This is a genomic window from Rhodoferax sp., assembly GCF_023701345.1.
Classification (GTDB): Bacteria; Pseudomonadota; Gammaproteobacteria; order Burkholderiales; family Burkholderiaceae_C; genus Rhodoferax.
In genome coordinates this window covers 12,843-35,674 of record NZ_JAMPXE010000011.1, presented here as the reverse complement: position 1 = coordinate 35,674, position 22,832 = coordinate 12,843, and the positions used below count along the sequence as shown (strand labels likewise).

Below are 22,832 nucleotides of genomic sequence, written 5' to 3'. Positions count from 1 at the left end.
CGTCAGATGTTCAGCTGGTTGACGTCAATTTTTGACAAGTTAGGAGTTGCTAAATCGGTTAAAAGTACCAGTTCGGTAAAGTCAGCCAAATCCACAAGGTCCGTGAAACAAGGAAAAATGCAAACCCTCTACGAACAGCCCAGTCTGGATCTTGGCAACATGACCCTTGACGCGCTTTTTTACAAGCAGTTGCAACAAGTGACTGCGCGTATCCATGAGACCGACAACATTGAGCAAATCATGTTGGAGTCGAGTCCGGATATTTGCGAGTTGTTCAATGCTGATCGGCTGACGCTTTATGTGGTCAATGAGGAACGCAATGCCATTATTTCCAAGGTCAAAACCGGACTCAACAGCAACCAGGACCTGAAGCTTCCGATCAGCCCGCAAAGTGTGGCGGGTTACGTCGCCCTCAGTCAAAAGCTGGTCAATTTGCCGGACGTCTATGATGACGCGGCCCTGAAGCTGGTGCATCCTGACCTGACCTTCTTGAAAGCGGTGGACAAGCGCACCGGCTACCGCACGCGGCAAATGCTGGTGGCCCCGATTCTGGATGGCAAGACGCTGTATGGCGTGCTGCAGATCATCAACAACAAAAATGACCAGATGTTCGGTGAACTGGATGTTGAAGGCATCAGCCGGCTCAGCAAAACCCTGGCCACCGCCATCCGGCAACGCATTCGCAAACAAGAAGAAAGCGTTCGCCGCATGGTCACCAAGTACGACGACCTGGTCGCCAGCGGCGTGATGACAGCAGAAGAATTGCAGGGCTGCCTGAAGCAGGCGCGCGAACAGGGACAAACCGTCGAGTATCTGCTGCTCAACAACTACCAGGTGCGCACGGTCCAGATCGGTCCCTCGCTGGCCAAGTTTTTTGGGGTGCCCTACGAGTCTTTCAGCGAGGGCCGCGTTCGCTCGGAGAACCTGCACGGCAAACTCAAGCGCGAATTCATCACAGAGCAGGGCTGGATTCCGCTGGAAGAGTCGCCCGACGGTCTGGTCATCATGTGCCTGGATCCTGAGACCGTGCGCAGCTCACGCATCGTGGCGCAGGTTTATCCGCGTCTCAGCAAATTTGCCTACCGGGTCACCACGCACCATGAGTTCATGCAGACCCTGGGCCAAATTTTTGGCATCGAGGCCGAGAGTGGCAGCATCAGCGACATGCTTGCTGACATGGACAGCTCACCCATGGACGATGGCAGCAATGACGAATCGCTGGAGTCCGCAGCCGCTGACAATGAGCTCGTCAAATTTGTCAACAAGATCATCCTGGATGCCTACCACCAGGGGGCGTCCGACATCCACGTTGAGCCCATGCCCGGCAAAATGAAAACGGGGGTCCGCTTTCGCATTGACGGTTCATTGCAGCCCTACATCGAAGTGCCGGCCCATTTTCGCCAGGCCATGGCGACGCGTCTGAAGATCATGTGTGATCTTGATATCTCGGAGCGCCGCAAACCCCAGGACGGCAAGATCAAATTCAAGAAGTACGGTCCGGTCGACATTGAGTTGCGTGTGGCCACCATCCCCTCGGCTGGTGGGGTGGAAGACGTGGTGATGCGGATTCTGGCCGCAGGTGAACCGATTCCGTTGGAAAAATTGGGTTTGACCGGGCACAACATGGCGCGGGTGATCAGAACCGTTGAAAAACCCTATGGTTTGTTTTATGTGTGCGGCCCCACCGGTTCGGGCAAGACCACCACGCTGCACTCGATCCTGAAGCATCTCAACAAGCCGGATACCAAGATATGGACCGCCGAAGATCCGGTCGAAATTACCCAGAAAGGCCTGCGCCAGGTCCAGATCAACAGAAAAGCCGGCATTGACTTTGCGCTGGTGATGCGCGCCTTTTTGCGGGCCGATCCCGACATCATCATGGTCGGTGAGTCGCGCGACCATGAAACCGTGGCCATGGGGGTGGAGGCCTCGCTCACGGGCCACCTGGTGTTTTCCACGCTGCACACCAACTCGGCCCCCGAGTCCATCACCCGCTTGCTCGACATGGGCATGGACCCGTTCAATTTTGCCGATGCCCTGCTGGGCATCCTGGCGCAACGCCTGGCCAAGAAGTTGTGTGTCTGCAAAGAATCCTACGTGCCGGATGCTGAGGAGTTGCACCTGTTTGCCATGGAATACGCCGAAGAATTGAGGCGTTCTGCTTCATGGAAAGACAATTACGATGCGCAGTTGGCACAGCTCATCGAACGCTGGAAAACTGAATTCAGCGACGGCGGCGAACTCAAGCTTTACCGTCATGTGGGCTGCGACAAATGCCATCAAACCGGTTACAAGGGCCGGGTCGGTCTGCATGAATTGCTGATTGCCGACGACGGCATCAAGAAGCTGATCCAGGAACGTGCCAGGGTCGCTGAAATCTTCTCTGCAGCCGTTGAAGGCGGCATGCGTACCCTGAAGATGGACGGCATGGAGAAAGTCCTGATGGGGTTGACCGACCTGAAGATGGTGCGTTCGGTTTGCATCAAATAGTCCCAAAACCGTAAACCAGAGACCATGACAAACCACACCATTTGCCTGTGCTGCCAGCGCCGGCCGCTGCTTCAGGGCATGGCCTTGCTGCTGTTGTCGCCTGGCCTGGCACTGGCGCAGGGCGGTGCCCGCGAAGGGGTGGAAGTGGGCGGCAACTCGCTGTTCAGCAGGCTGGTGCCGGCCGACACCGTGGAGCAATCGGCATCCCAGCAATATGCCGAGATGCTGCAACAGGCCGCCGCCCAAAATGCGCTGGGTGGCAAAAACCATCCCCAAGTCAGGCGTTTGCGCGCCATTGCGCAACGCATCATTCCCCATGCGCTGGGCTGGAACCCGCGCGCCAGAAACTGGCGCTGGGAGGTCAACCTGATCGGCAGTAAGCAGATCAATGCGTTTTGCATGCCGGGCGGCAAGATTGCGTTTTACAGCGGCATTCTGGACCAGCTGCAATTGACCGATGACGAGATCGCCACCGTCATGGGCCACGAGATTGCCCACGCGCTGCGCGAGCACGCTCGCGCCCGCATGGCGAAAAATGCGGCCACCAGTATCGGCGCCAATGTGCTCAGCAATGTGCTGGGTCTGGGGCAGTTGGGCCAGACCGTGACCAGCTACGGCGCGCAGTTGCTCACGCTGCAGTTCAGCCGCAGCGACGAATCCGATGCCGACCTGGTCGGCATGGAGCTCGCCGCGCGCGCCGGCTTTGATCCGCGTGCCGGTGTCACGCTGTGGCAAAAAATGGCGGCAGCCAGCCGGGGGGCGCCACCGCAATGGTTGTCAACCCATCCCTCCGGCAACACCCGCATTGCCGACATCCAGGCCAATTTGCCCAAGGTGATGCCACTGTACGTGCGGGGCCAGGTCAAATAGTTGCGAAGACTTGGCGCAGCAACAAGGCGATAGGAACTTTTACCTATTGCCATGTATATTTCTTCTAATTTTCAATTTTGAGCGCAAGACTTAATCTTGCTCCGTCATCAAAAAACGGAGCTTTGCATGAGTGCTCATCCTGATCTTTCCCGGCGCGCCTTCTTCGCGGCCTTGCCGGCAGTCACCGCGGGTCTGGCGGTCCCAGCCATGGCCGCAGAAACATCCGGCCCGCATTGGTCGATGCTGGTCGATACCCGGCGTTGCATTGCCTGTCAGGCCTGCACCATGGCCTGTGCCATGGAAAACGCCTCCCCCGAGGGCCAATTCCGCACGGTGGTGGCGACCTACGCGGTCACTGGCCAGGACGGCAAAACCGGCCTCTCCGTGCTGCCGCGTTTGTGCAACCACTGTGACCAGCCGCCCTGCATTCCCGTGTGTCCGGTGGGCGCTACCTTTAAACGTGAGGACGGCATTGTGCTGGTGGACGGCGACCGTTGCGTTGGCTGCGCCTACTGCGTCCAGGCCTGCCCGTACGACGCGCGCTTCATCAATCACGACACCGGCAAGGCCGACAAGTGCACCTTTTGCAGCCATCGGCTCGAAGCCGGACTGCTGCCCGCTTGTGTCGAAACCTGTGTTGGCGGCGCACGCATATTTGGCGATACCAATGACCCGCACAGCGAGATCAGCCAGCGGCTGAAGGCGGCTGAGGGGCACATTCAGGTGCTGAAACCGGAAGCCAAAACGTCGCCCAGGGTCTTCTATATCGGCCTTGACGCACACCTGAATGGCCGAGTGGATGGCGCTTCTGCCGCCGACATGATGTGGCGTCCGAGCCAACAAGGAGCATCAACATGAACACGACGGTTGAAATTCTGGGTTTTGCACGGGAGCCGGCCTGGTTGCCCTGGGCCGTGACCTATTTCTTTCTGATCGGCATTTCCACCAGTGCCTTCTTGTTGTCCTTGCCCGGGCTTGCCTGGCGCCATCCCGACTGGCGCAATGTCTCCCGGCGGGCGCTGCTGGTGGCACTGGTCTGCGGCTTGGCCGGTCCGGTCGCCTTGCTGGCCGACCTGCACCAGCCAGGACGATTCCTCAATTTTTACCTGCACCCGAATTTAGGGTCATGGATGGCCTGGGGGTCCTTCTTTATTCCGCTGTACCTGTCCGGACTGTTCCTCTACGCCTGGCTCTGTTTGCGCCCGCAACTGGCCGCATTGGGCGGATCCGGCGCCAAGTTCGCCGGGGTCTACCGCCTGCTGGCCTTGGGTGGCCATGACAACCCGGGCGCCATCAAGGCGGCGGCGCTTCTTGGCGGCATAGGCGCTGCGCTGATCCTGCTCTACACCGGCATGGAAGTGATGGTGGTGCAGGCGCGACCACTGTGGCACAGCCCGGTGCTGCCACTGCTCTTTTTGGTCACTGCGCTGAGCGGCGGCCTGGGCATGACCGGCCTGTTTGAAGCCTTGGGTGGCCACAAGACGGCTGCGCCTTTGCTCAATCGCTGGCTGGTGCGCAGCCAATGGGCAACCCTGTTGCTATTGCTGGTCTGGTGGCTGACGGGTGTATCCGGCTTATCGCGTGCAGCGGCCGAGGCGCTGGCGGCGATGCAGGGCGCGTTCAGCTGGTGGGTTACCGGCGCCTGGCTGATGGGCAGCACCCTGCTCACGCTGTGGCTCGCTAGCTCCCGGCGTCATACGCTGGTCCTGCCGGCGCTCTTCGCCCTGCAGGGGGCCTGGCTGGTGCGCTGGGTCGTCCTGATGGTCAGCCAGAGCCTGCCCAAGATGGGCGCCACCACCCCTCACTATGCCCTGACCCTGACGCCCGATGGCCTGCTGGGCATCGTCGGCATGGTCGGTCTGTGTCTCACCCTTTACATTGTTCTGACCAGCCTTATCCCTTGGGACGATCTGGCGCAAGACCACGGAGTTCAATCATGAAAATCAGCAAACGTCGTCAAGTTCTCGCACTTGGTGGTCTGGCCGCCTTTGCCGTCGGCTACTCCGAAACCGCGGGCCGTGTGGTTGGCAAGCTGCTTGGCAAGGATGCCCCCAAGCACAAAACAGCGGGGGACGCCCCGGCACCCGAGTTCCGCGTGGATCGCCAGGGCAATCTCGACATCAATCCAGCCCAGCAGATCAGCTACACGACTTGCCTGGGTTGCACCACGATGTGCGGCGTGCGCGTGCGCATCGACCGTGCTTCAGGCAAAGTGCTGCGGGTCGCGGGCAACCCCTACAGTCCCCTTTCCACCGATCCGCACCTGCCGATGAAGGCCAGCGTGCGTGAGAGTTTCATTGCCATTTCCGCCCACAAGGGCAAGGGCTTGGCGGGGCGCTCCACGGCTTGCGGACGCGGCAACGCGGTGGCGCAGCAAATTGACTCGCCGTATCGCGTCCTGACGCCGCTCAAGCGCGTCGGTTCGCGCAACAGCGGTCAATGGGAGCCGATTGCCTTTGATCAACTGGTCAAGGAGCTGGTCGAAGGCGGCGACTTGTTTGGCGAAGGGCACGTCGATGGACTGGCTGCCCTGCGCGATCTGAAAACGCCCATTGACAGCACCCAGCCGGCGCTCGGGCCCCGCGTCAACCAGGTGGCGGTGCTGTCCAGCGTCAACGATGGTCGTGACAGCTTCGCGCGCCGATTCTTCCAGCAGTCCTACGGCACCCTCAACTTCGTCGGCCATGGCTCTTATTGCGGCGGCTCCTACCGTTCGGGTTCGGGCGCACTGTTCGGCGACATGAAGGCCATGCCGCATTGCAAGCCGGATTTTGCCAATGCGGAGTTTGTGCTCTTTGTCGGCACGGCACCCGGGCAGGCCGGCAACCCGTTCAAGCGCCAGGGCACCTTGGTCGCCAAGGCGCGCACCGAGGGCAAGCTGTCCTATGTGGTGGTCGACCCGGTGCTGACCCACGCCGACAACCGCGCCAGTGGTGATCGGGGTCGCTGGTTGCCCATCCGCCCGGGAACCGACGGTGCGATGGCAATGTCCATCATCCGCTGGCTGTTCGAGAACGAACGCATTGACAGCCGGTTCCTGAGTTTTCCGAACGCTGAACTGGCCAAGGAAAATGGCGAACCCTCGTTCTCCAACGCGACCCATCTGGTCGTGGTTGAGCCGAAACATCCGCGCGAGCGGCGCTTCCTGCGCGCCTCCGACCTGGGCGTCGAAATGCCTGAAGAAGAACGCTACAAAGAGGGCGATGCCTTCGTTTGTCTGGATGATGCGGGCAAGCCGGTGTTCAGCGACCAGGCCAAGGGTCCGGCCCCTCTGTTTGTTGACACCATGCTGGCGGTCGGCGGCCAGGAGATCCGGGTTAAGTCCTCGCTGCAACTGCTGCGTGAAGAAGCCATGCGCATGGAGCTGGGCGCCTATGCCCAGGCCTGTGGCATCCCGGCCGAGACCCTGGCGGCGCTGGCCAAGGAGCTGGCCTCGCACGGCAAACACGCCTCGGTCATCGCCCACGGCGGCATGATGAGTGGCAGCGGTTTCTACAACGCCTATGCGCTGATGAGCATCAATGCGCTGCTGGGCAATATCAACTGGAAGGGCGGTTTCGTTGCCAACGGCGGCGGCTTCAAGGACAGCGGCGAGGGGCCGCGCTACAACCTGGCTACTTTTCCCGGCATGGTCAAGCCTTCCGGCACCCCGCTGGGGCGCAATGTGCCTTATGAGAAAACCGCCGAATTTGCCGCCAGGAAAGCGGACAACAAGCCCTATCCGGCAACCGCGCCATGGTTTCCCAATGCGCCCGGCCTCACCACCGAACTGCTGCCCGGCGGCATCAGTGGCTACCCTTATGCGCTGAAGGCGCTGGTGCTCTGGTCGTCCAATCCGCTGTACGGCGTCACTGGTCTGCGCAACAAGATTGCCAAGGACCTGGCCGATCCGAAAAAGCTGCCACTGATCATCTCGGTCGACCCCTTCATCAACGAGAGCAACGCCTACGCCGACTACATCATTCCGGATTCGCTGATGTACGAGAGCTGGGGCTGGGTGGCGGCCTGGAACGGCGTCCCCACCAAGGCGATGGGCGCGCGCTGGCCGGTCATCGAGCCCAAAGCGGCGAAGACGCCCGAGGGCCGTGCCATCGGCATGGAAACCTTCTTCATCGCGCTGGCCAAGGCCATGCAGCTGCCCGGCTTTGGCGCGGCGGCGCTCAGTGATCCGGACGGCAACACCTATGACCTGAACGGGCCCGAGGACTGGTACTTGCGCGGTGGCGCCAACATTGCCTGGCTGGGCAAGGAGCCGGTGGCCGATGCGACCGAGGACGACATTCGCCTCAGCGGTGTCGAGCGCATTCGCCCGTTGCTGGAAAAGACGCTGAAGCCTGAAGAGGTGGCCAAGGTCGCTTTCCTGTTCAGCCGGGGCGGTCGCTATCAGCCGGGCAAGGACGCCTACGACGAGGAAAATCCGGAGTGGATGCGTAACCCGATGAAGGCCATGTCCCATTTGTGGAACGAGAATGTCGGCGCCTCGAAGAACAGCCTGACGGGCAAACGCTACAGCGGTTGCGCGAGCTGGGTCGAGCCCTCGTTTGCCGATGGCACGCCAGTGCGCAAGCTCTATCCGGTTGACAAGTGGCCCATGCAACTGGTCAGCTACAAGTCGGCGCTGCAAAACCCGTACTCGATCGGGGCCACCCGTCTGCTCGGCCTGCATCCGGAAAACCCGGTGCTGATCCATCCGGACGATGCCCAGCGCCTGCATTTGAAAATGGGCGATCTGACGGTGATCACGACGCCGGCGGGCAGCCTCAAGGCCCGGGTCATGGTGCATGCCGGCATCACGCCTGGGGTGGCGGCATTCGAGCATGGCTTCGGCCATCGTGAACTGGGGGCTCGGGCGCATCGCCTTGGAGAGGCCCGCCAGCCGCAGGACCGGCGTCTGGCGGCCGGGGTCAACCTGAACGACATTGGCCTGATCGACCCGACCCGCCCTGACAAATCGCCCTGGGTCGATGCGGTCTCCGGCGCCGCGGTGCGCAACGGCTTGCCGGCGACCCTGCGCCGGGCCTGAGCGACGCAGCGCTAATCCAGCGCCGCCGGATCGGCCCGCAGCATCAGGCGGGCCAGTTCGGCGGCAGATGAAATGGCGGCTTTTTCCATGATGTGCTGACGGTGGATGTGCACCGTCTTTTCGCTGATGCCCAGGCTGGCCGCAATCAGCTTGTTCGGTTGGCCGCGCGCGATCAGGCGGGCGGCTTCTTTTTCACGGGGCGAGAGCGCGGCCAGCACACTCAAGGCGGCATCGCGCCGCTGCGTTTCCTCCAGCGCCTCGGCACTGCGCCGGATGGCCGCGGCCACGGTATCGAGCAGCACCTGGTCCTTGAACGGTTTCTCGATGAAGTCGCTGGCGCCGGATTTCATGGCCTGCACCGCCATCGACACATCGGCGTGGCCGGTCATGAACAGGATCGGCAGAAGCACACCGCGCTCGCGCAGCACCTGTTGCAGTTCCAGGCCGCTCATGGCCGGCATGCGGATGTCAAGCAGCAGGCAGGACGGCTGGGTGGGCGGCGCGGCAAGGTCGAGGAATTCTTCCGCCGAGGCGTAGAGCCTGACGCTCCAGCCCACTGAATCGAGCAGAAAACGCAGGGAGCGGCGCAGGCCAGCATCATCGTCAACGACGTGGACGAGGCAATCTTCAGGTGGGTAGGTCATGGCAGGGGAGTGAGAAGGAAAAGCACATGCCCGGGCCAGCGGCATTGGGTTCGGCCCAGAGCCGGCCGCCATGGGCTTCGATGATGGTTTTGCAGATCGGCAGGCCAAGGCCCAGACCATCCGGTTTGGTGGTAAAAAATGGTTCGAACAGGTGCGCCAATTGCGGCGGTTCGAGACCGCACCCCTGGTCAATGACGTGGAGGTGAACCCAGTGGTCAACGGCTTCAACAATCACCTGGACACGGTGCCGCTCGGGTGGCAGGTTGCGCCCGGCATCAAGGGCATTTTTGATCAGGTTCAGCAGGACCTGCTGGATTTGCGGGCCGTCCGCCAACACCCGGCAGTGGTCGGGTAGCCGATTGTCGAAGTGGATGGTGGGCGGATGGGCCAGCATGCCGATGATCAGGTGGCGCGCTTCTTTGGCAATGAGCACCAGGTCAACCGGCTCGCGCACGGCGCTGCGTTTTTTGGCGAAATGGCGGATGCGCTGCACGATGCCGCCGGCCCGCTCGGCTTCGCTGACGATCTGGCTGCAGGCTTCGCTGATGGCTTCCGGCGTCAGGCGGCCGCTGTCCTGGCGGCGCAGCACGGTGCGGGCATAGGTGCCGATGGTGGTCAAGGGCTGGTTCAGTTCATGCGCCAGGTTGCCCGACAGTTCGCCCAGCACAGACAGCCTTGAGAGGTGTTCCATCTGCTCCTGGCTTTCGCGCATGCGGGTCTCTGCCTGCTCCCTGGCATGGAGCGAATCACGCAATTGCGCGGTCCGACGCAGGACCAGATGCTCGGCCCGGACGGTGTGGATGATCCAGGCCAGCAACGCCATCAAGGCACCCAGCAGCCAGGGCCAGAAACGCCGCGCCAGCCCTTCAGGCGTGATTTCCCGCAGGTAGGCGTACGGGCCGACGCGCAGTTCCCGGTACAAGTCGTGTACCGGCTGGTAGTCCGCCGGGACAGTCCAGCCCATGCCGTCTGCTGTTTGTGGCATGGACAACAGGGCGCGGGCGACCTGTTTGGCCAGCACCGGGTCGGTCTGCCGGGTCACGGCCAGCGGCCAGTTCGGATAAAGGGGGGTCGACAGCGCGCACGGAAACTGGTTTTCCTGGCGCTGCGACAACACCCGGAAGTCCGCTGGGGCGAGCCGTTTTTCGCGCACCATTTGCTCTGGTACACAGGCGCGCACGATGCCGGCATCCACTTGGCCCTGTTGCACAGCCTCGACGATCTGGTCCATCGGCAAGCCAATGAACCGAATTTCCTTGAGATCCGATTCCGGATCGACCCCGTTGTGCAGCATTTCCTGGGCTGCCAGCAGGTAGCCGCCAAAGGCGTCCGGTGCAACGGCAGCCATACGTTTCCCCGCCAGGTCGGAGAGTTCCTGCAAATCCGTTCGGTCGCTCCGGACCAGGACCACCGAGCCCAGCGCCTTGGCGGCCGACAGGCCCGAAGACTCCAGCGTGGCGATGCGGCTGAGGCCGAATGCGGCCTCCATGGCGATGTAGTACCCCGGGTTGGTGATCACCAGATCGATGCGCTCCCCGGCGATGGCCTGGCGCAAGCTTTCGGCGTCATGGTTTTCCAGGCGGAAACGGTGATCTGGCAGCGTTTGGTTCAGGTAACTGATGAGCGGATTCCAATCGGACGTTGCTGCCTGCTCACCCTGGTAGGCAAAGACACCGATCGCCACATCCTTTGCCAGGGCCTGGAATGGATTGAAACAAAAGAGGATGATCAAGCCGACAAACCAGCTTGGTCGCAAGGTCTTTTGGTAGCCGACGTTGTCCATGCGACCAGTATAGACACAGTCCTGTGCCGATTTTTTCAAACCGATCTGGTCTGGCCGAAGCCACCGGTTATGGCAAAGTCAGGCGGCTTTGCCCTTCAGGCCCAAGGCCAGCTCGTAGAGCGCATTGCGCGGCTCGCCGGTGATGTCGGCAGCCAGCTTGACGGCGGTCTTGAGGGGCAGCTCGGCCAGCAGCAATTGCAGCACACGGCTGTCGGGACCACTGGCCACGCTGGCCGGGGCCGGGTGCAGCACCAGGGCGAATTCACCGCGCAGGCGGTTGCTGTCCTGCGCCAGCCAGGCCGGAAAATCCTGCGCCGCCAGTGTGGCGATTTCCTCGAACTGCTTGGTCAGTTCGCGCCCCACCGTGACGGCCCGCGTGCCCAACAGGGCCAGCGCCGTGGCCAGCGCCTCAATCCGGTGCGGGGCTTCCAGCAGCACCACCGCCCGCGCCTCCTTGGCCAGGATCTGCACCGCGGTGTTGCGTTCGCCGCTCTTGCTGGGCAAAAAACCGGCAAAGACAAAGCCGTCCGGGTGCCGGGCGTCCAGGGTCAGGCCGGCCACGCTCAGCACCGTGGTGATGCTGCTGGCGCCGGGCAGCGGCAGCACCGGCAAACCGGCCTGGCGCGCGTCCGCCACCAGCCGGGCCCCGGGGTCGCTGATGGCGGGCGTGCCGGCATCGCTCACATAGGCCACGCGCAGGCCCTGGCGCAGCCGCTCCAGCACCACCTGTGCCGCCTGCGCCTCGTTGTGCTGGTGCAGCGCCAGCAACTGCGCCGGCGTCTTGTCGATGCCGTAGGCGCGCAACAAGGTCTGGGTATGGCGCGTGTCCTCGCAGGCGATCAGATCGGCCAGTTGCAGCACATGCAAGGCGCGCAGGCTAATATCGGCCAGGTTGCCGATCGGCGTGGCCACCACGTACAAGGCGCCGCGCGGGTAATTTTGCTGGCCACACGCCTGCTGCGCTGCCAGCAGGGCCTGGGCGTAGCTGGCGCTCACAGGAGTCAAGGAGCTTGAAGTCAATGGGTATTCCTCTTGTCAAATCGGGGTCGGCACCCGCGCCGTTGCAGCCGTCCACAACCAAGCAGCTGGGCGATCAGGCCGAAAACCTGGCGCTGGCACATTTGCAGCACGCCGGTTTGCGCCTGCTGGAGCGCAATTATCGAACTCCGGGGCGGGGCGGTGGTGAAATTGACCTGATCATGCGTGCGCCCGATGGCACCTGTGTCTTTGTCGAGGTGCGCCGTCGCGCATCAAACAGCCATGGCGGCGCTGCCGCCAGCGTCAGTTGGGTCAAGCAAAAGCGCATTGTGTTTGCCGCACGCCACTACCTGATGCGCCTGCGTACCCTGCCGCCTTGCCGCTTCGATGTGGTGGCGGTGCAGGCGGACGGGATCGAGTGGTTGCCCGGGGCCTTCGATGCAGACGCAATGTAAGACTTTGCAAAGTCGGGCAGGGTACGGACCATGAGAAGACGCGTATCGGGCCTGCGCGGGTATCATTGCGACCATGCTGCAACAACGTATCCAACAACATTTCATAGACAGTGCTGACCTGAAATACCAGGCCGCGCCGCTGCTCAGTCAACCCATTGCCGATGCCGTGCAGGCGCTCATGGCCTGTGTCACCAGCGGCGGCAAGGTGCTGAGTTGTGGCAATGGCGGCTCGGCCGCCGACGCCCAGCATTTTTCAGCCGAATTTGTCGGCCGCTTCGAGCGCGAGCGCCCGGAGCTGGCGGCCATCGCGCTGACCACCGACAGTTCGATTCTGACGGCGATTGCCAACGACTATGACTTCACCCATGTGTTTTCGCGCCAGGTGCGGGCCCTGGGTCAACCGGGCGATGTGCTGCTGGCCATCACCACCAGTGGCAACTCGGCCAACGTGCTGGCAGCCATCGAAGCGGCGCACCAGCGTGACATGGTGGTGATTGGTTTGAGCGGTCGCGGCGGCGGCAAGATGGTGCAGGCGCTGCGCGATACCGACGTGCACATCTGTGTGCCCCACGAGCGCACCGCGCGCATCCAGGAAGTTCACCTGCTGACCCTGCATTGCCTGTGCGATGCGGTCGATACCTTGCTACTTGGCGATTAGGAAACTCCCATGAAATTTGTCAGTCAGAAACTTCTCTCCATGTGCCTCGTCGGTGCCAGTCTCGGTGCCACTTTGAGTGCTTGCGCTCCTATCGTCATCGGCGGTGCGGTCATGGGCTCGCTGGTCGCCACGGATCGGCGTACCTCGGGTGCCCAACTTGAAGACGAGACCATTGAATTGCGTGCTGCCAGCCGCATTCGTGACAACCTGGGCAGTCGCACGCATGTCAACATCAACAGCTATAACCGCCGTGTCCTGCTGACCGGCGAAGTCCCGAGCCTGCAAGACAAACAATTGGTGGAGCAGATCGTGACGCGCGTGGACAACGTGCAAGCGGTGGTCAATGAACTGGCTGTGCTGGGCAATACGACCCTGGTGCAGCGGTCTGCAGACACCCTGGTCACAGGGCGTGTCAAAGCCGCCATGGTGGATGCCAGAGACATTTTTACCAATGCTTACAAGGTGGTCACCGAGCGTGGCACCACCTACCTGATGGGCCGCGTCACGCAACGCGAGGCTGATCGCGCCACCGAAATTGCCCGCAGCACGCCCGGCGTGCAAAAGGTGGTGCGTGTCTTTGAGATCATCAGCGAAGACGAACTGCGCAACCTGTTGCCCAAGCCGGCAGCCAACGAGGCCAAGAAATAAGGCGGTTTCAGCGCAAGCGCTTGATCAGGCTGGAGGTGTCCCAGCGCCGTCCGCCCATCTGCTGCACATCACCATAAAACTGATCCACCAGGGCGGTGACCGGCAGGCGTGCCCCGTTGTGTTTGGCCTCGTCGAGCACCAGCCCGAGGTCTTTGCGCATCCAGTCCACGGCAAAACCAAAGTCGAATTTGTCGGCCACCATGGTTTTGCCCCGGTTGTCGAGTTGCCAGCTTTGCGCCGCGCCCTTGCCAATCACGTCGAGCACCTGGCTCATGTCGAGCCCGGCCTTTTCGCCAAAAGCAATGGCCTCGGCCAGACCCTGGACCAGGCCGGCAATGCAAATCTGGTTGACCATCTTGGCCAGTTGCCCGGCACCGCTGGCCCCCAGGTAAGTGACGGCCCTGGAAAACGCCATGGCCACCGGTTGCGCGGCCTCGAAAGCGGCCTGGTCACCACCGCACATGACCGTGAGGGCGCCGTTCTGGGCGCCGGCCTGACCGCCCGAGACTGGCGCATCGACAAAATGCAGTCCCCTGGTTTTGGCCACGGCATGGAGTTCGCGCGCGACATTGGCTGACGCGGTGGTGTGGTCCACCAGCACGGCACCCGCTTTCATGCCGGCAAAGGCACCATCGGGACCGAGCACCACGCTGCGCAAATCGTCATCATTGCCGACACAGCAGAACACCAGGTCGGCATCCTGCACCGCCTGGCGCGGTGCGGGCGCATGCTTCAAATCTCCCGCCTGGGCGCTGGCAGCGGCATACTCGGCGCACCAATCGACTGCCCTGGCCGCGGTGCGGTTGAAAACGGTGACCTGGTGGCCGGCACGCGCCAGGTGGCCAGCCATGGGGTAGCCCATGACGCCCAGGCCCAGAAAGGCAACGTGACGGGCGGGGGTGGGGTCGTAGTTTCTGGTGGTCATGAGGGTTCCGATGGTGGTTTCTTAGACAATGCTGAAATTTTCGGTGCCGGCGCTCAGGTCCTGCGTCTTGCCTCGCTGGCTGTTGAGTTTGATTTGCAGTCGCAAATCGTTCATCGAGTCGGCGTTGCGCAGCGCGTCTTCATAAGTGATCTGGTTAGCCTCGTAGGCATCGAACAGTGCCTGGTCAAAGGTTTGCATGCCGATGTTGCGGCTTTTCTTCATGATTTCCTTGATTTCGGCGACTTCGCCCTTGAAGATCAGGTCGGATATCAGCGGGGAATTGAGCAGGATCTCGACCACGGCCAGACGTCCCTTGCTGTCCTGCTTGGGCAACAGGCGCTGCGATACCAGTGCCTTGAGGTTGAGCGACAAGTCCATCAGCAGTTGGGTGCGCCGCTCTTCGGGGAAAAAGTTGATGATCCGGTCGAGCGCCTGGTTGGCGCTGTTGGCGTGCAGCGTGGCCAGGCACAGGTGGCCGGTTTCGGCAAAGGCCACGGCATGCTCCATGGTCTCGCGGTCGCGGATTTCACCCATCAGGATCACATCGGGGGCCTGGCGCAAGGTGTTTTTCAGCGCCGCCTCCCAGCTGTCGGTGTCAATGCCGACCTCGCGCTGCGTCACCACGCAGTTTTTGTGCGGGTGGACAAACTCGATGGGGTCCTCGATGGTGATGATGTGGCCAAAGGTGGATTGGTTGCGCCAGTCCACCATGGCCGCCAGCGTGGTCGATTTGCCCGAGCCGGTGGCGCCGACCAGGATGCACAGCCCGCGCTTGGTATTGACCACATCTTTCAGGATGGGTGGCAGGTTAAGGCTGTCAATGCTGGGCAGGGTCATGGGAATGGTGCGCAGCACCAGGCCCACCTTGCTCTGCTGCATGAAGGCATTGACCCGGAAACGGCCCAGACCCGGCGGCGCAATGGCAAAGTTGCATTCCTTGGTGCGCTCGAATTCGGCCACCTGTTTGTCGTTCATGATGGAGCGCGCCAGCGCCAGCGTGTGGCCCTCGTTGAGGGGTTGTGGCGAGACCTTGGTGACCTTGCCGTCGACCTTGATGGCGGGCGGGAACTCGGCGGTGATGAACAGGTCGCTGCCGCCGCGGCTGGTCATCAGCTTGAGCAGGTCGGTAATGAAAGAAGTGGCTTGATCGCGTTCCATGAGGTCACCCTGGGAAGTTTTCGGGAATTTTGGCCTTGGTGCGGGCCTCGGCCGGGCTGATGATGTTGCGCCGCACCAGGTCGGTCAGGTTCTGGTCGAGGGTTTGCATGCCCACGTTGTTGCCGGTCTGGATGCTGGAATACATCTGCGCCACCTTGGCCTCGCGGATCAGGTTGCGGATGGCGCTGGTGCCCAGCATGATCTCGTGCGCCGCCACCCGGCCCTGGCCGTCCTTGGTCTTGCACAGGGTTTGCGAGATCACCGCTTGCAGCGATTCGCTGAGCATGGCGCGGATCATTTCCTTTTCTGCAGCGGGGAACACGTCAATGATCCGGTCAATGGTTTTGGCGGCGCTGGAAGTGTGCAGGGTGCCAAAAACCAGGTGGCCGGTTTCGGCTGCGGTCATGGCCAGGCGGATGGTTTCCAGGTCGCGCATTTCGCCCACCAGAATGGCGTCCGGGTCTTCGCGCAGCGCCGACTTGAGGGCGGCGGCAAAGCTTTGCGTGTGCGGCCCGACCTCACGCTGGTTGATCAGGCATTTCTTGGAGTCGTGGACGAATTCAATCGGGTCTTCCACCGTCAGGATGTGGCCAAACTCGGTTTCATTGAGGTAGTTCACCATGGCCGCCAGGGTGGTGGACTTGCCAGAGCCGGTGGGGCCGGTCACCAGCACCATGCCGCGCGGCTTGAGCGCCAGCTCGGCAAAAATTTTCGGGCAGTTGAGTTGCTCGAGCGTCAGGATTTTGCTGGGAATGGTCCGGAACACCGCGCCGGCACCCCGGTTCTGGTTGAAGGCGTTGACCCGAAAACGCGCCAGGCCTTCGATTTCAAACGAAAAGTCAATTTCCAGAAACTCTTCATACCGTTTGCGTTGTGCATCGTTCATGATGTCATACACCATGGCGTGCACCTGCTTGTGCTCCAGCGGTTCGACGTTGATGCGCCGCACATCGCCGTGGACCCGGATCATGGGCGGTAGCCCGGCGGACAAATGCAAATCTGACGCTTTGTTCTTGACGCTGAAGGCCAGCAATTGGGTAATGTCCACAGGGGTCCCTTTTGTTTGTTACGCTTGACAATTATGACCAAGATTTCAACACAACTCAGCGCTGTGCGTGCGCGTATCCACGCCGCCTGCCAGGCGGCTGGCCGGTTTCCCGAAGCCGTGACGCTGCTGGCAGTTTCCAAAACTTTTGGCGCTGATTCGGTGCAAGCCGCCTTCGAGGCCGGTCAGACCGCGTTTGGCGAAAACTACATCCAGGAAGCGGTGGAAAAAATCATCGTCTTGCGGCAGCTGCCGCTGGTGTGGCACTGCATTGGCCCGGTCCAGAGCAACAAGACCCGGCTGGTGGCCGAGCACTTTGACTGGGTGCACACGGTGGACCGTCTCAAAATTGCCCAGCGCCTGAGCGAACAACGCCCCGCTGGCTTGCCGCCTTTGCAAGTGTGCATCCAGGTCAATGTCGATGGCGGTCCCACCAAGTCGGGTGTGGCGCCTGAAGACGCCCTGGCGCTGGCCCAGGCCGTGGCCGGCCTGCCGCGCTTGCGTCTGCGCGGTTTGATGTGTATTCCGGAACCTGCGCCAGATTTTGCGGCGGCGTGTCAGGTATTCAAAAGAGCCAGTGTTTTGTTGCACGAATTGAATGTGCAAGGACTCAAGCTGGATACCCTGTCGATGGGGATGAGTGCTGATCTGGAGGCCGCCATCGCCTCTGGCAGTACCCTGGTTCGGGTCGGCTCGGCCATCTTTGGCGCGCGGCACTACCCGGCCTGAGCGCTGTCCATGGCGTATGCGGCGGCCGCGGGACCCGGTGTCGGCTGGCCAAACAGATAGCCCTGGAAATGGCGGCAGCCCAGCGCCAGCAAGGCATCGCGTTGCACCGCGCGCTCCACGCCCTCGGCAATCACCGCCAGCCCCAGGCTGTCGCCGAGCGTGACGATGGCGCGGATGATGCTGGCGTTTTGTGGGTCGTCGAGCATGTTGTGGACGAACCCCTGGTCAATTTTGAGCTGGTCAAGTGGTAGCCTCTTGAGAATGGCCAGTGACGAGTAGCCGGTGCCAAAGTCGTCCAGCGACAAGCGCACGCCAACATCTCGCAGCGCATCCATCTTGGCCATCACGTCGGGCATATCGTCGACCAGTTGGCTCTCTGTCAGTTCCAGTTCCAGCCGTGCCGGATTAGCGCCGGTTTGCTGCAGTGTCGTTTGTACCCGGGTGACAAAATCGGTCTGCCGGAATTGCGCCGCGCCGACATTGACTGCAACGGTCCAATGGCGCTGCGACGCCTGCTGTGAAAATGCCTGCAACTGAAGACAGGCGTTGCGCAGCACCCAGTCCCCCAACGCCACGATCAGGCCGGAAGATTCCGCTACTGCGATGAATTCAGCGGGCAGGATCAAGCCGCGCATCGGGTGCTGCCAGCGCAGCAGCGCCTCAAAGCCAAGTGTTTGCCCCTGGTCATTCACCTGTGGCTGGTAATACAGGACAAATTCATCATGCGCCAGGGCCCAGCGCAGGTCGGCCTCGAGCGTGGTGCGGGCCACCACCAGGGCCTGCATTTCGGGGTTGAAAAAGCGCAGGGTATTGCGTCCGGCGGCCTTGGCTTGGTACATGGCCATGTCGGCCTGTTTTAAAAGCTCTTCACGCGTTTCGTTCGGTCCCTCAATCAGGGTGACCCCGATGCTGACGCTGGTTTGGCAGCTGTGCGTGCCCAACTGGTACGTTTGGCTGAGTCGGTGCAGAAGTTTTTGCGCCACCTGTTGTGCCTGCCGTGCCGCTTCCCCCGGCTGGGTGCTGAGGTTGACCAGCATCACCACGAACTCATCGCCACCCTGGCGCGCCAGGGTGTCCTGGGCCCTGACGCATTCGCGCATGCGTTCGGCAATCTGGTGCAGCAACTCGTCACCGACATCATGGCCCAGGGTGTCGTTGATGTCCTTGAAATTGTCCACGTCGAGAAACATCAGAGCGGCGCTTTGGGGCATGCGTGACAGCGAGCTCAGCAGCTGTTGTACCCGGTCCTGCAACAGGCGCCGGTTGGGCAGACCAGTCAGGGAGTCGTAAAACGCCAGTTGATGGATGGCTTCTTCGGCCTGCACGCGCCGGGTCATGTCGGTCGAGATGCCGCATAAGGCATAAATGTGGCCCTCACTGTCGCGCAGGGGCAGCTTGACTGACAAAAAGCTCTGCGTCACCTGGCCATCAATGCTGCGGTTGATTTCTTCCTCTTCGACGCGCTCACCGTGTTCAATCACGCGTAAATCATGGGCGCGCAACTTGGCCACCGTGGCCGCATCGAAAAATGCACTGTCCGTTTGCCCGATCACCTGTTCGGCGCTGCGGCCAAACAGCTGCGCGACCCGGCTGTTGGCATACTGGTAACGCAGTTCCAGATCCTTGATGTAGATGAAGGCATCCACGCTGTTGAGAATGGTGTTGAGCCGTTCTTCATCGGCACGGATACGGGCTGTTTTTTGCACCACCTGCTGGCGCAGCCAGGCATTCAGGGCGAGTGCCAGCAACAGGGCGGAGAATAAACCTGACAGCACCCACCACAGGTAAGCCGGTATCTCAAAAGCGGGGGCGCTTTGCATCCAGCGCTGCAAAGCGGCCGCATAGGGTGAGTCGGACTGCGCTTGCCAAGCCTTTAAATGGCGGTCAATGGCGGCCAGCAGCGCCCCATTTTTATCCTTGGCGGTGGCGTAATACAGTTGTGCCGGTTGAAACACCACGGCGGTCGATTCGACGTTAAAGCGGGGCGCCTGCATATCACCAAAAAAACGGTTGGCCGCGACGGCATCAACGTTGCGCTGCTGCACCTGTTCAAATCCCTCTTCGAAAGAAACCACTTGAACCAGCGTGGCAGTCACCGCAAAACTGTCGAGCATGTTTTTCAATGACGATGCCTGGATCGAGCCGGCCACGACCGCGATGCGCTTGCCGTGCAAATCTGTGATGGCCTGGATGGGGGTGCCCTTGAGTTTGTAAAGTTGCGACCAGCTCAACAGAGCCGGCACTTGATGAAAATCAAAAAGCTGTGCCCGCTGGTCGGTGTAGGCGACATCGGGCATCAGGTCGATCTCTGCTCTGGCCAGCGCTTCCAGACAGGCCTGCCATTCACAGGGCACCGCCACCACGTTCCAGTGCTCCTGTGCGGCCATGGCCATCAACACGTCGCCCAGAATGCCGCTGGGCTGCCCCGCTTCGCCCAGCAGCAATTTGGGGGCGTTTTCATAGACGCCGACCCGCACCGTGCGCGCTGGCGGGTTGGCAGCCTGAGCCCAGGAATCAGGCAAAAGCACGGCCAACAGCAACCCCCATTGAGCGATCAGGCGCCAGCGTTGGCGCCGGGCCATCCAGGGCGGCAACATGGTTTTATGAAAGTGAATGTTCAATAGGTATCCACGGTCTGCTGTGTAAGCAAATGTAAATCAATCGTGAATTATGCGGGTTGCAGGCTCCAAACCGTTCCCTGGCTAGTTGACAGCGTGGACCCGTGCCGCATGGATTGACGTGTCGATGGATGCTAGCGGTAGGTCGCCAGGTGGATGTTGGTCTCGGTGCTGCGGATGCCCTTGATCAGGCGGATGCGCTCCAGAATCTGCGACAGCTCGGCCATCGAGGTCGCCTCAAGTTCGGCCAGCAGGTCCCAGCGGCCATTGGTGTCGTGCAGGGCTGCCACGCCGGGCTCGCCCAGCAAGCTGGCAATCACCAGCCGGGTCTGGTTGCCTTCGACCAGCACCTCCATCCAGGCCCGGATCCGGTCAGGCTCCGATTCGGGCCGCAATTTCACGGTGAAGCCCAGAATGACCTGACTGTCTTCGAGCTTGCGGATGCGGTTGGTCACGGTGCCGCGCGACACCTTGAGCTTGTAGGCCAGGTCGGCCACGTTCATGCGGGCGTTCTGCCGCAGCAGGCCGATCAGGTTTTGGTCAAGTTCATCCATGGTGTCAAAAAGCTAATTGAAATTATCAAAACGCCAATTTTGGCGCAAAACAGCACACTTTTGCCGATTTGATTTATCGCCAGCTTGCATCACACTTGTCTTGACCGAAAAAACCCTCTGACTGAGCCAATGATCATGACTGCAAACACCACTTTTACCAGCGCCACCAGGCCGAGCGTTGCCACCCTTTACTTGAGTGCGCCCGAGATGGTCCGGCTGATCCGCATACAGGGCGTGAGCGCCTGTATCGCCGGCATTGCCGAGAACATCCGTGCCGATTTTTTGCGCTGGCCCGATTTTGACAAATCGGCCCGCGTCGCCAACCATTCAGAAGACGGTGTGATCGAGCTGATGCCGATTGCCGACGACCGGCTCTACAGTTTCAAGTACGTCAATGGCCACCCCAAAAACACCCGCATTGGCCTGTCTACCGTGATGGCGTTTGGCGTGCTGGCCGACGTGGCCACCGGCATCCCGCTGCTGCTCAGCGAGCTGACGCTGACCACGGCCTTGCGCACCGCCGCCACTTCGGCGCTGGCGGCACAGGCCCTGGCGCGCCCGGACAGCCGCGTGCTGGCCTTGATCGGCAACGGTGCCCAAAGCGAATTCCAGGCGCTGGCCTTCCAGCACTTGTTGGGCATTGAGTCGCTGCGCCTGTTTGACGTCGACCCGGCGGCCACCGCCAAGCTGGTGGCCAACCTGAAGGACTCGGGTTTGAACATCACCGTGTGTGCCAGCACCGCCGAGGCCGTCAAGGGCGCGGACATCGTCTCCACCCTGACCGCCGACAAGACCAACGCCACTATCCTGACGCCTGACATGGTCGAGCCGGGCGTGCACATCAACGGCGTCGGCGGCGACTGCCCGGGCAAGACCGAGCTGCACGCCGACATCCTGCAGCGGGGCAGCGTGTTTGTGGAATTCACGCCGCAAACCCGCACTGAGGGCGACATTCAGCAAATGCCGCGCGACTTTGCCGTGACCGAGTTGTGGCAGGTGCTGGCCGGTCAGCGCCCGGGGCGCCAACATGCCGGGGAAGTCACGGTGTTCGATTCGGTCGGGTTTGCGCTGGAAGACTACTCGGCGCTGCGTTACATGCTGGCGACGGCGAGCGCCTTGGGGCTGGGTGAGCCCATCGCCCTGATTCCTGAAATGGCCGACCCGAAAAACCTGTTCGGCGCCTTGCTTGCTCAATGAGTCGTCTTGCGCATCAGCGTGCTCTTGCCGAACAGCGACTCGATCAGGTCCACCGCCACTTCGGCGGTGCGGTTGCGCACGTCAAACGCCGGGTTGAGTTCCATCACGTCCAGGGACGCTAGCCGACCGGTGTCGGCAATCATTTCCATGCACAGTTGCGCCTCGCGGTAAGTCGGGCCGCCGCGCACCGTGGTGGCCACGCCGGGCGCAATGTCGGGGTCGAGAAAGTCGACGTCAAAGCTCACATGCAAGTGGGTATTGGCGTCGACCAGCGCGAGCGCCAGCTCCATGGCGGCGCGCATGCCCATCTCGTCGATGAAGCGCATGTCAAACACTTCCAGCCCGGCTTCGTGCACCAGGCGCTTTTCGCCTTCATCGACGCTGCGAATGCCGATCTGGCGCACCCACTTGGGATTGATGGCGGGCACCTGACCGCCGATCCGGGTCAGCACCTCCGGCCCGTGACCGCACAAACAGGCAACCGGCATGCCGTGGATATTGCCGCTCGGGGTGAGCGTGGCGGTGTTGAAGTCGGCATGGGCGTCAAGCCACAACACGCGCAGTTTTTTGCCGCTGTCGCGGCAGTGGCGCGCCACCGCGCTGATCGAACCCAGGCCCAGGCAATGGTCGCCACCCAGCAAAATGGGCAGCCGACCTTGCTGGAGCTCGGCGTACACCGCATCATGCACGGTCTGGTTCCAGGCGGCAACCTCGGCCAGGTGGCGGTAACCGTCCACCGGTGGCAACCACGGGTTGCTCGGGCCGCTCAGATTGCCCCGGTCAAGCACCTGCAGGCCGTGGCCTTCCAGCACCGTGGCAATGTGGGCCACACGCAGGGCTTCCGGCCCCATGCTGGCGCCGCGGCTGCCGGCGCCAATGTCGGTGGGGGCGCCGATCAGGGAAATGTTGCTGTTCATGGTGTGTTGGGTTCCTGCATGTGAAGCGCGTTATTGTGCGATCTGGAAATGCTTTGCGCAGTTTAGTCAGTTCGCCGGCTTTTACCGCTCTGGACCGGATTGATTTCGGGTTTAATACGTCACTCGATTTGCTCAAATGT

The 22,832-nt window shown here is 61.7% G+C and carries 19 protein-coding genes; 10 read left to right on the top strand and 9 right to left on the bottom strand.

Going from position 1 to position 22,832, the window contains the following annotated elements; all coding sequences use genetic code 11:
* Positions 1 to 117 precede the first annotated feature (117 nt).
* The 5 genes from NDI87_RS02930 (at position 118) to NDI87_RS02910 (ending at position 8,383) form a co-directional block, all read left to right on the top strand.
* Entirely contained in the window at positions 118 to 2,490 is a 2,373-nt protein-coding gene (locus NDI87_RS02930; protein ID WP_296273309.1) for an ATPase, T2SS/T4P/T4SS family, read from the top strand.
* A gap of 78 nt (positions 2,491 to 2,568) precedes the next feature.
* Positions 2,569 to 3,360, top strand: a complete 792-nt coding sequence (locus NDI87_RS02925; RefSeq protein ID WP_296273319.1) for a M48 family metallopeptidase — start codon at positions 2,569 to 2,571, stop codon at positions 3,358 to 3,360.
* A 126-nt stretch (positions 3,361 to 3,486) separates the two neighbouring features.
* Positions 3,487 to 4,218, top strand: coding sequence for a sulfate reduction electron transfer complex DsrMKJOP subunit DsrO (gene dsrO, locus NDI87_RS02920; RefSeq protein ID WP_296273308.1), 732 nt, complete (start codon positions 3,487 to 3,489; stop codon positions 4,216 to 4,218).
* On the top strand, positions 4,215 to 5,300 hold the full coding sequence (gene nrfD / locus NDI87_RS02915) for an NrfD/PsrC family molybdoenzyme membrane anchor subunit (protein ID WP_296273307.1): 1,086 nt from the start codon (positions 4,215 to 4,217) through the stop codon (positions 5,298 to 5,300). Before dsrO ends, nrfD begins: the two co-directional genes overlap by 4 nt.
* A complete protein-coding gene (locus tag NDI87_RS02910; protein WP_296273306.1) occupies positions 5,297 to 8,383 on the top strand; it encodes a molybdopterin dinucleotide binding domain-containing protein in 3,087 nt (1,028 codons plus the stop codon). The genes nrfD and NDI87_RS02910 overlap by 4 nt, the downstream gene beginning before the upstream one ends.
* 11 nt (positions 8,384 to 8,394) lie before the next feature.
* Here NDI87_RS02910 and NDI87_RS02905 read toward each other — a convergent pair whose 3' ends face one another.
* The 3 genes from NDI87_RS02905 to rsmI form a co-directional block, all read right to left on the bottom strand.
* Positions 8,395 to 9,027, bottom strand: a complete 633-nt coding sequence (locus NDI87_RS02905; RefSeq protein ID WP_296273305.1) for a response regulator — start codon at positions 9,025 to 9,027, stop codon at positions 8,395 to 8,397.
* Complete coding sequence (locus NDI87_RS02900; protein ID WP_296273304.1) at positions 9,011 to 10,810, bottom strand: sensor histidine kinase; 1,800 nt, start codon at positions 10,808 to 10,810, stop codon at positions 9,011 to 9,013. Before NDI87_RS02900 ends, NDI87_RS02905 begins: the two co-directional genes overlap by 17 nt.
* A gap of 78 nt (positions 10,811 to 10,888) precedes the next feature.
* Positions 10,889 to 11,806, bottom strand: coding sequence for a 16S rRNA (cytidine(1402)-2'-O)-methyltransferase (gene rsmI / locus NDI87_RS02895; protein WP_296273318.1), 918 nt, complete (start codon positions 11,804 to 11,806; stop codon positions 10,889 to 10,891).
* 23 nt (positions 11,807 to 11,829) lie between these two features.
* Between rsmI and NDI87_RS02890 the strand changes: the two genes are divergently transcribed.
* From NDI87_RS02890 to NDI87_RS02880, 3 genes are all read left to right on the top strand, one after another.
* Positions 11,830 to 12,243: a YraN family protein gene (locus NDI87_RS02890; protein ID WP_296273303.1), complete on the top strand. Its 414-nt coding sequence runs from the start codon at positions 11,830 to 11,832 to the stop codon at positions 12,241 to 12,243.
* Positions 12,244 to 12,316: 73 nt separating this feature from the next.
* Positions 12,317 to 12,901 carry a phosphoheptose isomerase gene (locus NDI87_RS02885; RefSeq protein ID WP_296273302.1) on the top strand — a complete coding sequence of 195 codons (585 nt, stop codon included), beginning with the start codon at positions 12,317 to 12,319 and terminating at the stop codon, positions 12,899 to 12,901.
* Positions 12,902 to 12,910: 9 nt separating this feature from the next.
* Positions 12,911 to 13,549 (top strand): BON domain-containing protein, encoded by a 639-nt coding sequence (locus tag NDI87_RS02880; RefSeq protein ID WP_296273301.1) that lies wholly within the window; start codon positions 12,911 to 12,913, stop codon positions 13,547 to 13,549.
* Between the two features lie 7 nt (positions 13,550 to 13,556).
* Here NDI87_RS02880 and NDI87_RS02875 read toward each other — a convergent pair whose 3' ends face one another.
* The 3 genes from NDI87_RS02875 to NDI87_RS02865 are packed head-to-tail and all read right to left on the bottom strand — an operon-like array spanning position 13,557 to position 16,680.
* Positions 13,557 to 14,474 carry an NAD(P)-dependent oxidoreductase gene (locus tag NDI87_RS02875; RefSeq protein WP_296273300.1) on the bottom strand — a complete coding sequence of 306 codons (918 nt, stop codon included), beginning with the start codon at positions 14,472 to 14,474 and terminating at the stop codon, positions 13,557 to 13,559.
* A gap of 21 nt (positions 14,475 to 14,495) precedes the next feature.
* Positions 14,496 to 15,632 carry a PilT/PilU family type 4a pilus ATPase gene (locus tag NDI87_RS02870; RefSeq protein WP_296273299.1) on the bottom strand — a complete coding sequence of 379 codons (1,137 nt, stop codon included), beginning with the start codon at positions 15,630 to 15,632 and terminating at the stop codon, positions 14,496 to 14,498.
* A 4-nt stretch (positions 15,633 to 15,636) separates the two neighbouring features.
* Entirely contained in the window at positions 15,637 to 16,680 is a 1,044-nt protein-coding gene (locus NDI87_RS02865; RefSeq protein ID WP_296273298.1) for a type IV pilus twitching motility protein PilT, read from the bottom strand.
* A 33-nt stretch (positions 16,681 to 16,713) separates the two neighbouring features.
* On the opposite strand from NDI87_RS02865, the gene NDI87_RS02860 reads away from it, so the two are divergent.
* Positions 16,714 to 17,406 (top strand): YggS family pyridoxal phosphate-dependent enzyme, encoded by a 693-nt coding sequence (locus NDI87_RS02860; RefSeq protein ID WP_296273297.1) that lies wholly within the window; start codon positions 16,714 to 16,716, stop codon positions 17,404 to 17,406.
* Here the strand turns inward: NDI87_RS02860 and NDI87_RS02855 are convergent.
* Both NDI87_RS02855 and NDI87_RS02850 read right to left on the bottom strand, forming a co-directional pair.
* Complete coding sequence (locus NDI87_RS02855; RefSeq protein ID WP_296273296.1) at positions 17,394 to 20,003, bottom strand: EAL domain-containing protein; 2,610 nt, start codon at positions 20,001 to 20,003, stop codon at positions 17,394 to 17,396. The two genes, NDI87_RS02860 and NDI87_RS02855, sit on opposite strands and share 13 nt — an antisense overlap.
* A 155-nt stretch (positions 20,004 to 20,158) precedes the next feature.
* Complete coding sequence (locus tag NDI87_RS02850) at positions 20,159 to 20,578, bottom strand: Lrp/AsnC family transcriptional regulator (protein ID WP_296273295.1); 420 nt, start codon at positions 20,576 to 20,578, stop codon at positions 20,159 to 20,161.
* Between the two features lie 135 nt (positions 20,579 to 20,713).
* Here NDI87_RS02850 and NDI87_RS02845 point away from each other — a divergent pair, with 135 nt between their 5' ends.
* Positions 20,714 to 21,775 (top strand): ornithine cyclodeaminase, encoded by a 1,062-nt coding sequence (locus NDI87_RS02845; protein ID WP_296273294.1) that lies wholly within the window; start codon positions 20,714 to 20,716, stop codon positions 21,773 to 21,775.
* Here NDI87_RS02845 and rocF read toward each other — a convergent pair.
* Positions 21,769 to 22,692, bottom strand: coding sequence for an arginase (gene rocF / locus NDI87_RS02840; protein ID WP_296273293.1), 924 nt, complete (start codon positions 22,690 to 22,692; stop codon positions 21,769 to 21,771). The genes NDI87_RS02845 and rocF overlap by 7 nt on opposite strands.
* Between the last annotated feature and the right edge of the window lie 140 nt (positions 22,693 to 22,832).

Excerpts from the sequence above, each read along its gene's own strand:
- NDI87_RS02930 (WP_296273309.1), top strand. The coding sequence starts at position 118 with ATGCAAACCCTCTACGAACAGCCCAGTCTGGATCTTGGCAACATGACC.
- NDI87_RS02925 (WP_296273319.1), top strand. The coding sequence starts at position 2,569 with ATGGCCTTGCTGCTGTTGTCGCCTGGCCTGGCACTGGCGCAGGGCGGT.
- dsrO (WP_296273308.1), top strand. The coding sequence starts at position 3,487 with ATGAGTGCTCATCCTGATCTTTCCCGGCGCGCCTTCTTCGCGGCCTTG.
- nrfD (WP_296273307.1), top strand. The coding sequence starts at position 4,215 with ATGAACACGACGGTTGAAATTCTGGGTTTTGCACGGGAGCCGGCCTGG.
- NDI87_RS02910 (WP_296273306.1), top strand. The coding sequence starts at position 5,297 with ATGAAAATCAGCAAACGTCGTCAAGTTCTCGCACTTGGTGGTCTGGCC.
- NDI87_RS02905 (WP_296273305.1), bottom strand. The coding sequence starts at position 9,027 with ATGACCTACCCACCTGAAGATTGCCTCGTCCACGTCGTTGACGATGAT.
- NDI87_RS02900 (WP_296273304.1), bottom strand. The coding sequence starts at position 10,810 with ATGGACAACGTCGGCTACCAAAAGACCTTGCGACCAAGCTGGTTTGTC.
- NDI87_RS02890 (WP_296273303.1), top strand. The coding sequence starts at position 11,830 with ATGGGTATTCCTCTTGTCAAATCGGGGTCGGCACCCGCGCCGTTGCAG.
- NDI87_RS02885 (WP_296273302.1), top strand. The coding sequence starts at position 12,317 with ATGCTGCAACAACGTATCCAACAACATTTCATAGACAGTGCTGACCTG.
- NDI87_RS02880 (WP_296273301.1), top strand. The coding sequence starts at position 12,911 with ATGAAATTTGTCAGTCAGAAACTTCTCTCCATGTGCCTCGTCGGTGCC.
- NDI87_RS02875 (WP_296273300.1), bottom strand. The coding sequence starts at position 14,474 with ATGACCACCAGAAACTACGACCCCACCCCCGCCCGTCACGTTGCCTTT.
- NDI87_RS02870 (WP_296273299.1), bottom strand. The coding sequence starts at position 15,632 with ATGGAACGCGATCAAGCCACTTCTTTCATTACCGACCTGCTCAAGCTG.
- NDI87_RS02860 (WP_296273297.1), top strand. The coding sequence starts at position 16,714 with ATGACCAAGATTTCAACACAACTCAGCGCTGTGCGTGCGCGTATCCAC.
- NDI87_RS02855 (WP_296273296.1), bottom strand. The coding sequence starts at position 20,003 with ATGTTGCCGCCCTGGATGGCCCGGCGCCAACGCTGGCGCCTGATCGCT.
- NDI87_RS02850 (WP_296273295.1), bottom strand. The coding sequence starts at position 20,578 with ATGGATGAACTTGACCAAAACCTGATCGGCCTGCTGCGGCAGAACGCC.
- NDI87_RS02845 (WP_296273294.1), top strand. The coding sequence starts at position 20,714 with ATGACTGCAAACACCACTTTTACCAGCGCCACCAGGCCGAGCGTTGCC.
- rocF (WP_296273293.1), bottom strand. The coding sequence starts at position 22,692 with ATGAACAGCAACATTTCCCTGATCGGCGCCCCCACCGACATTGGCGCC.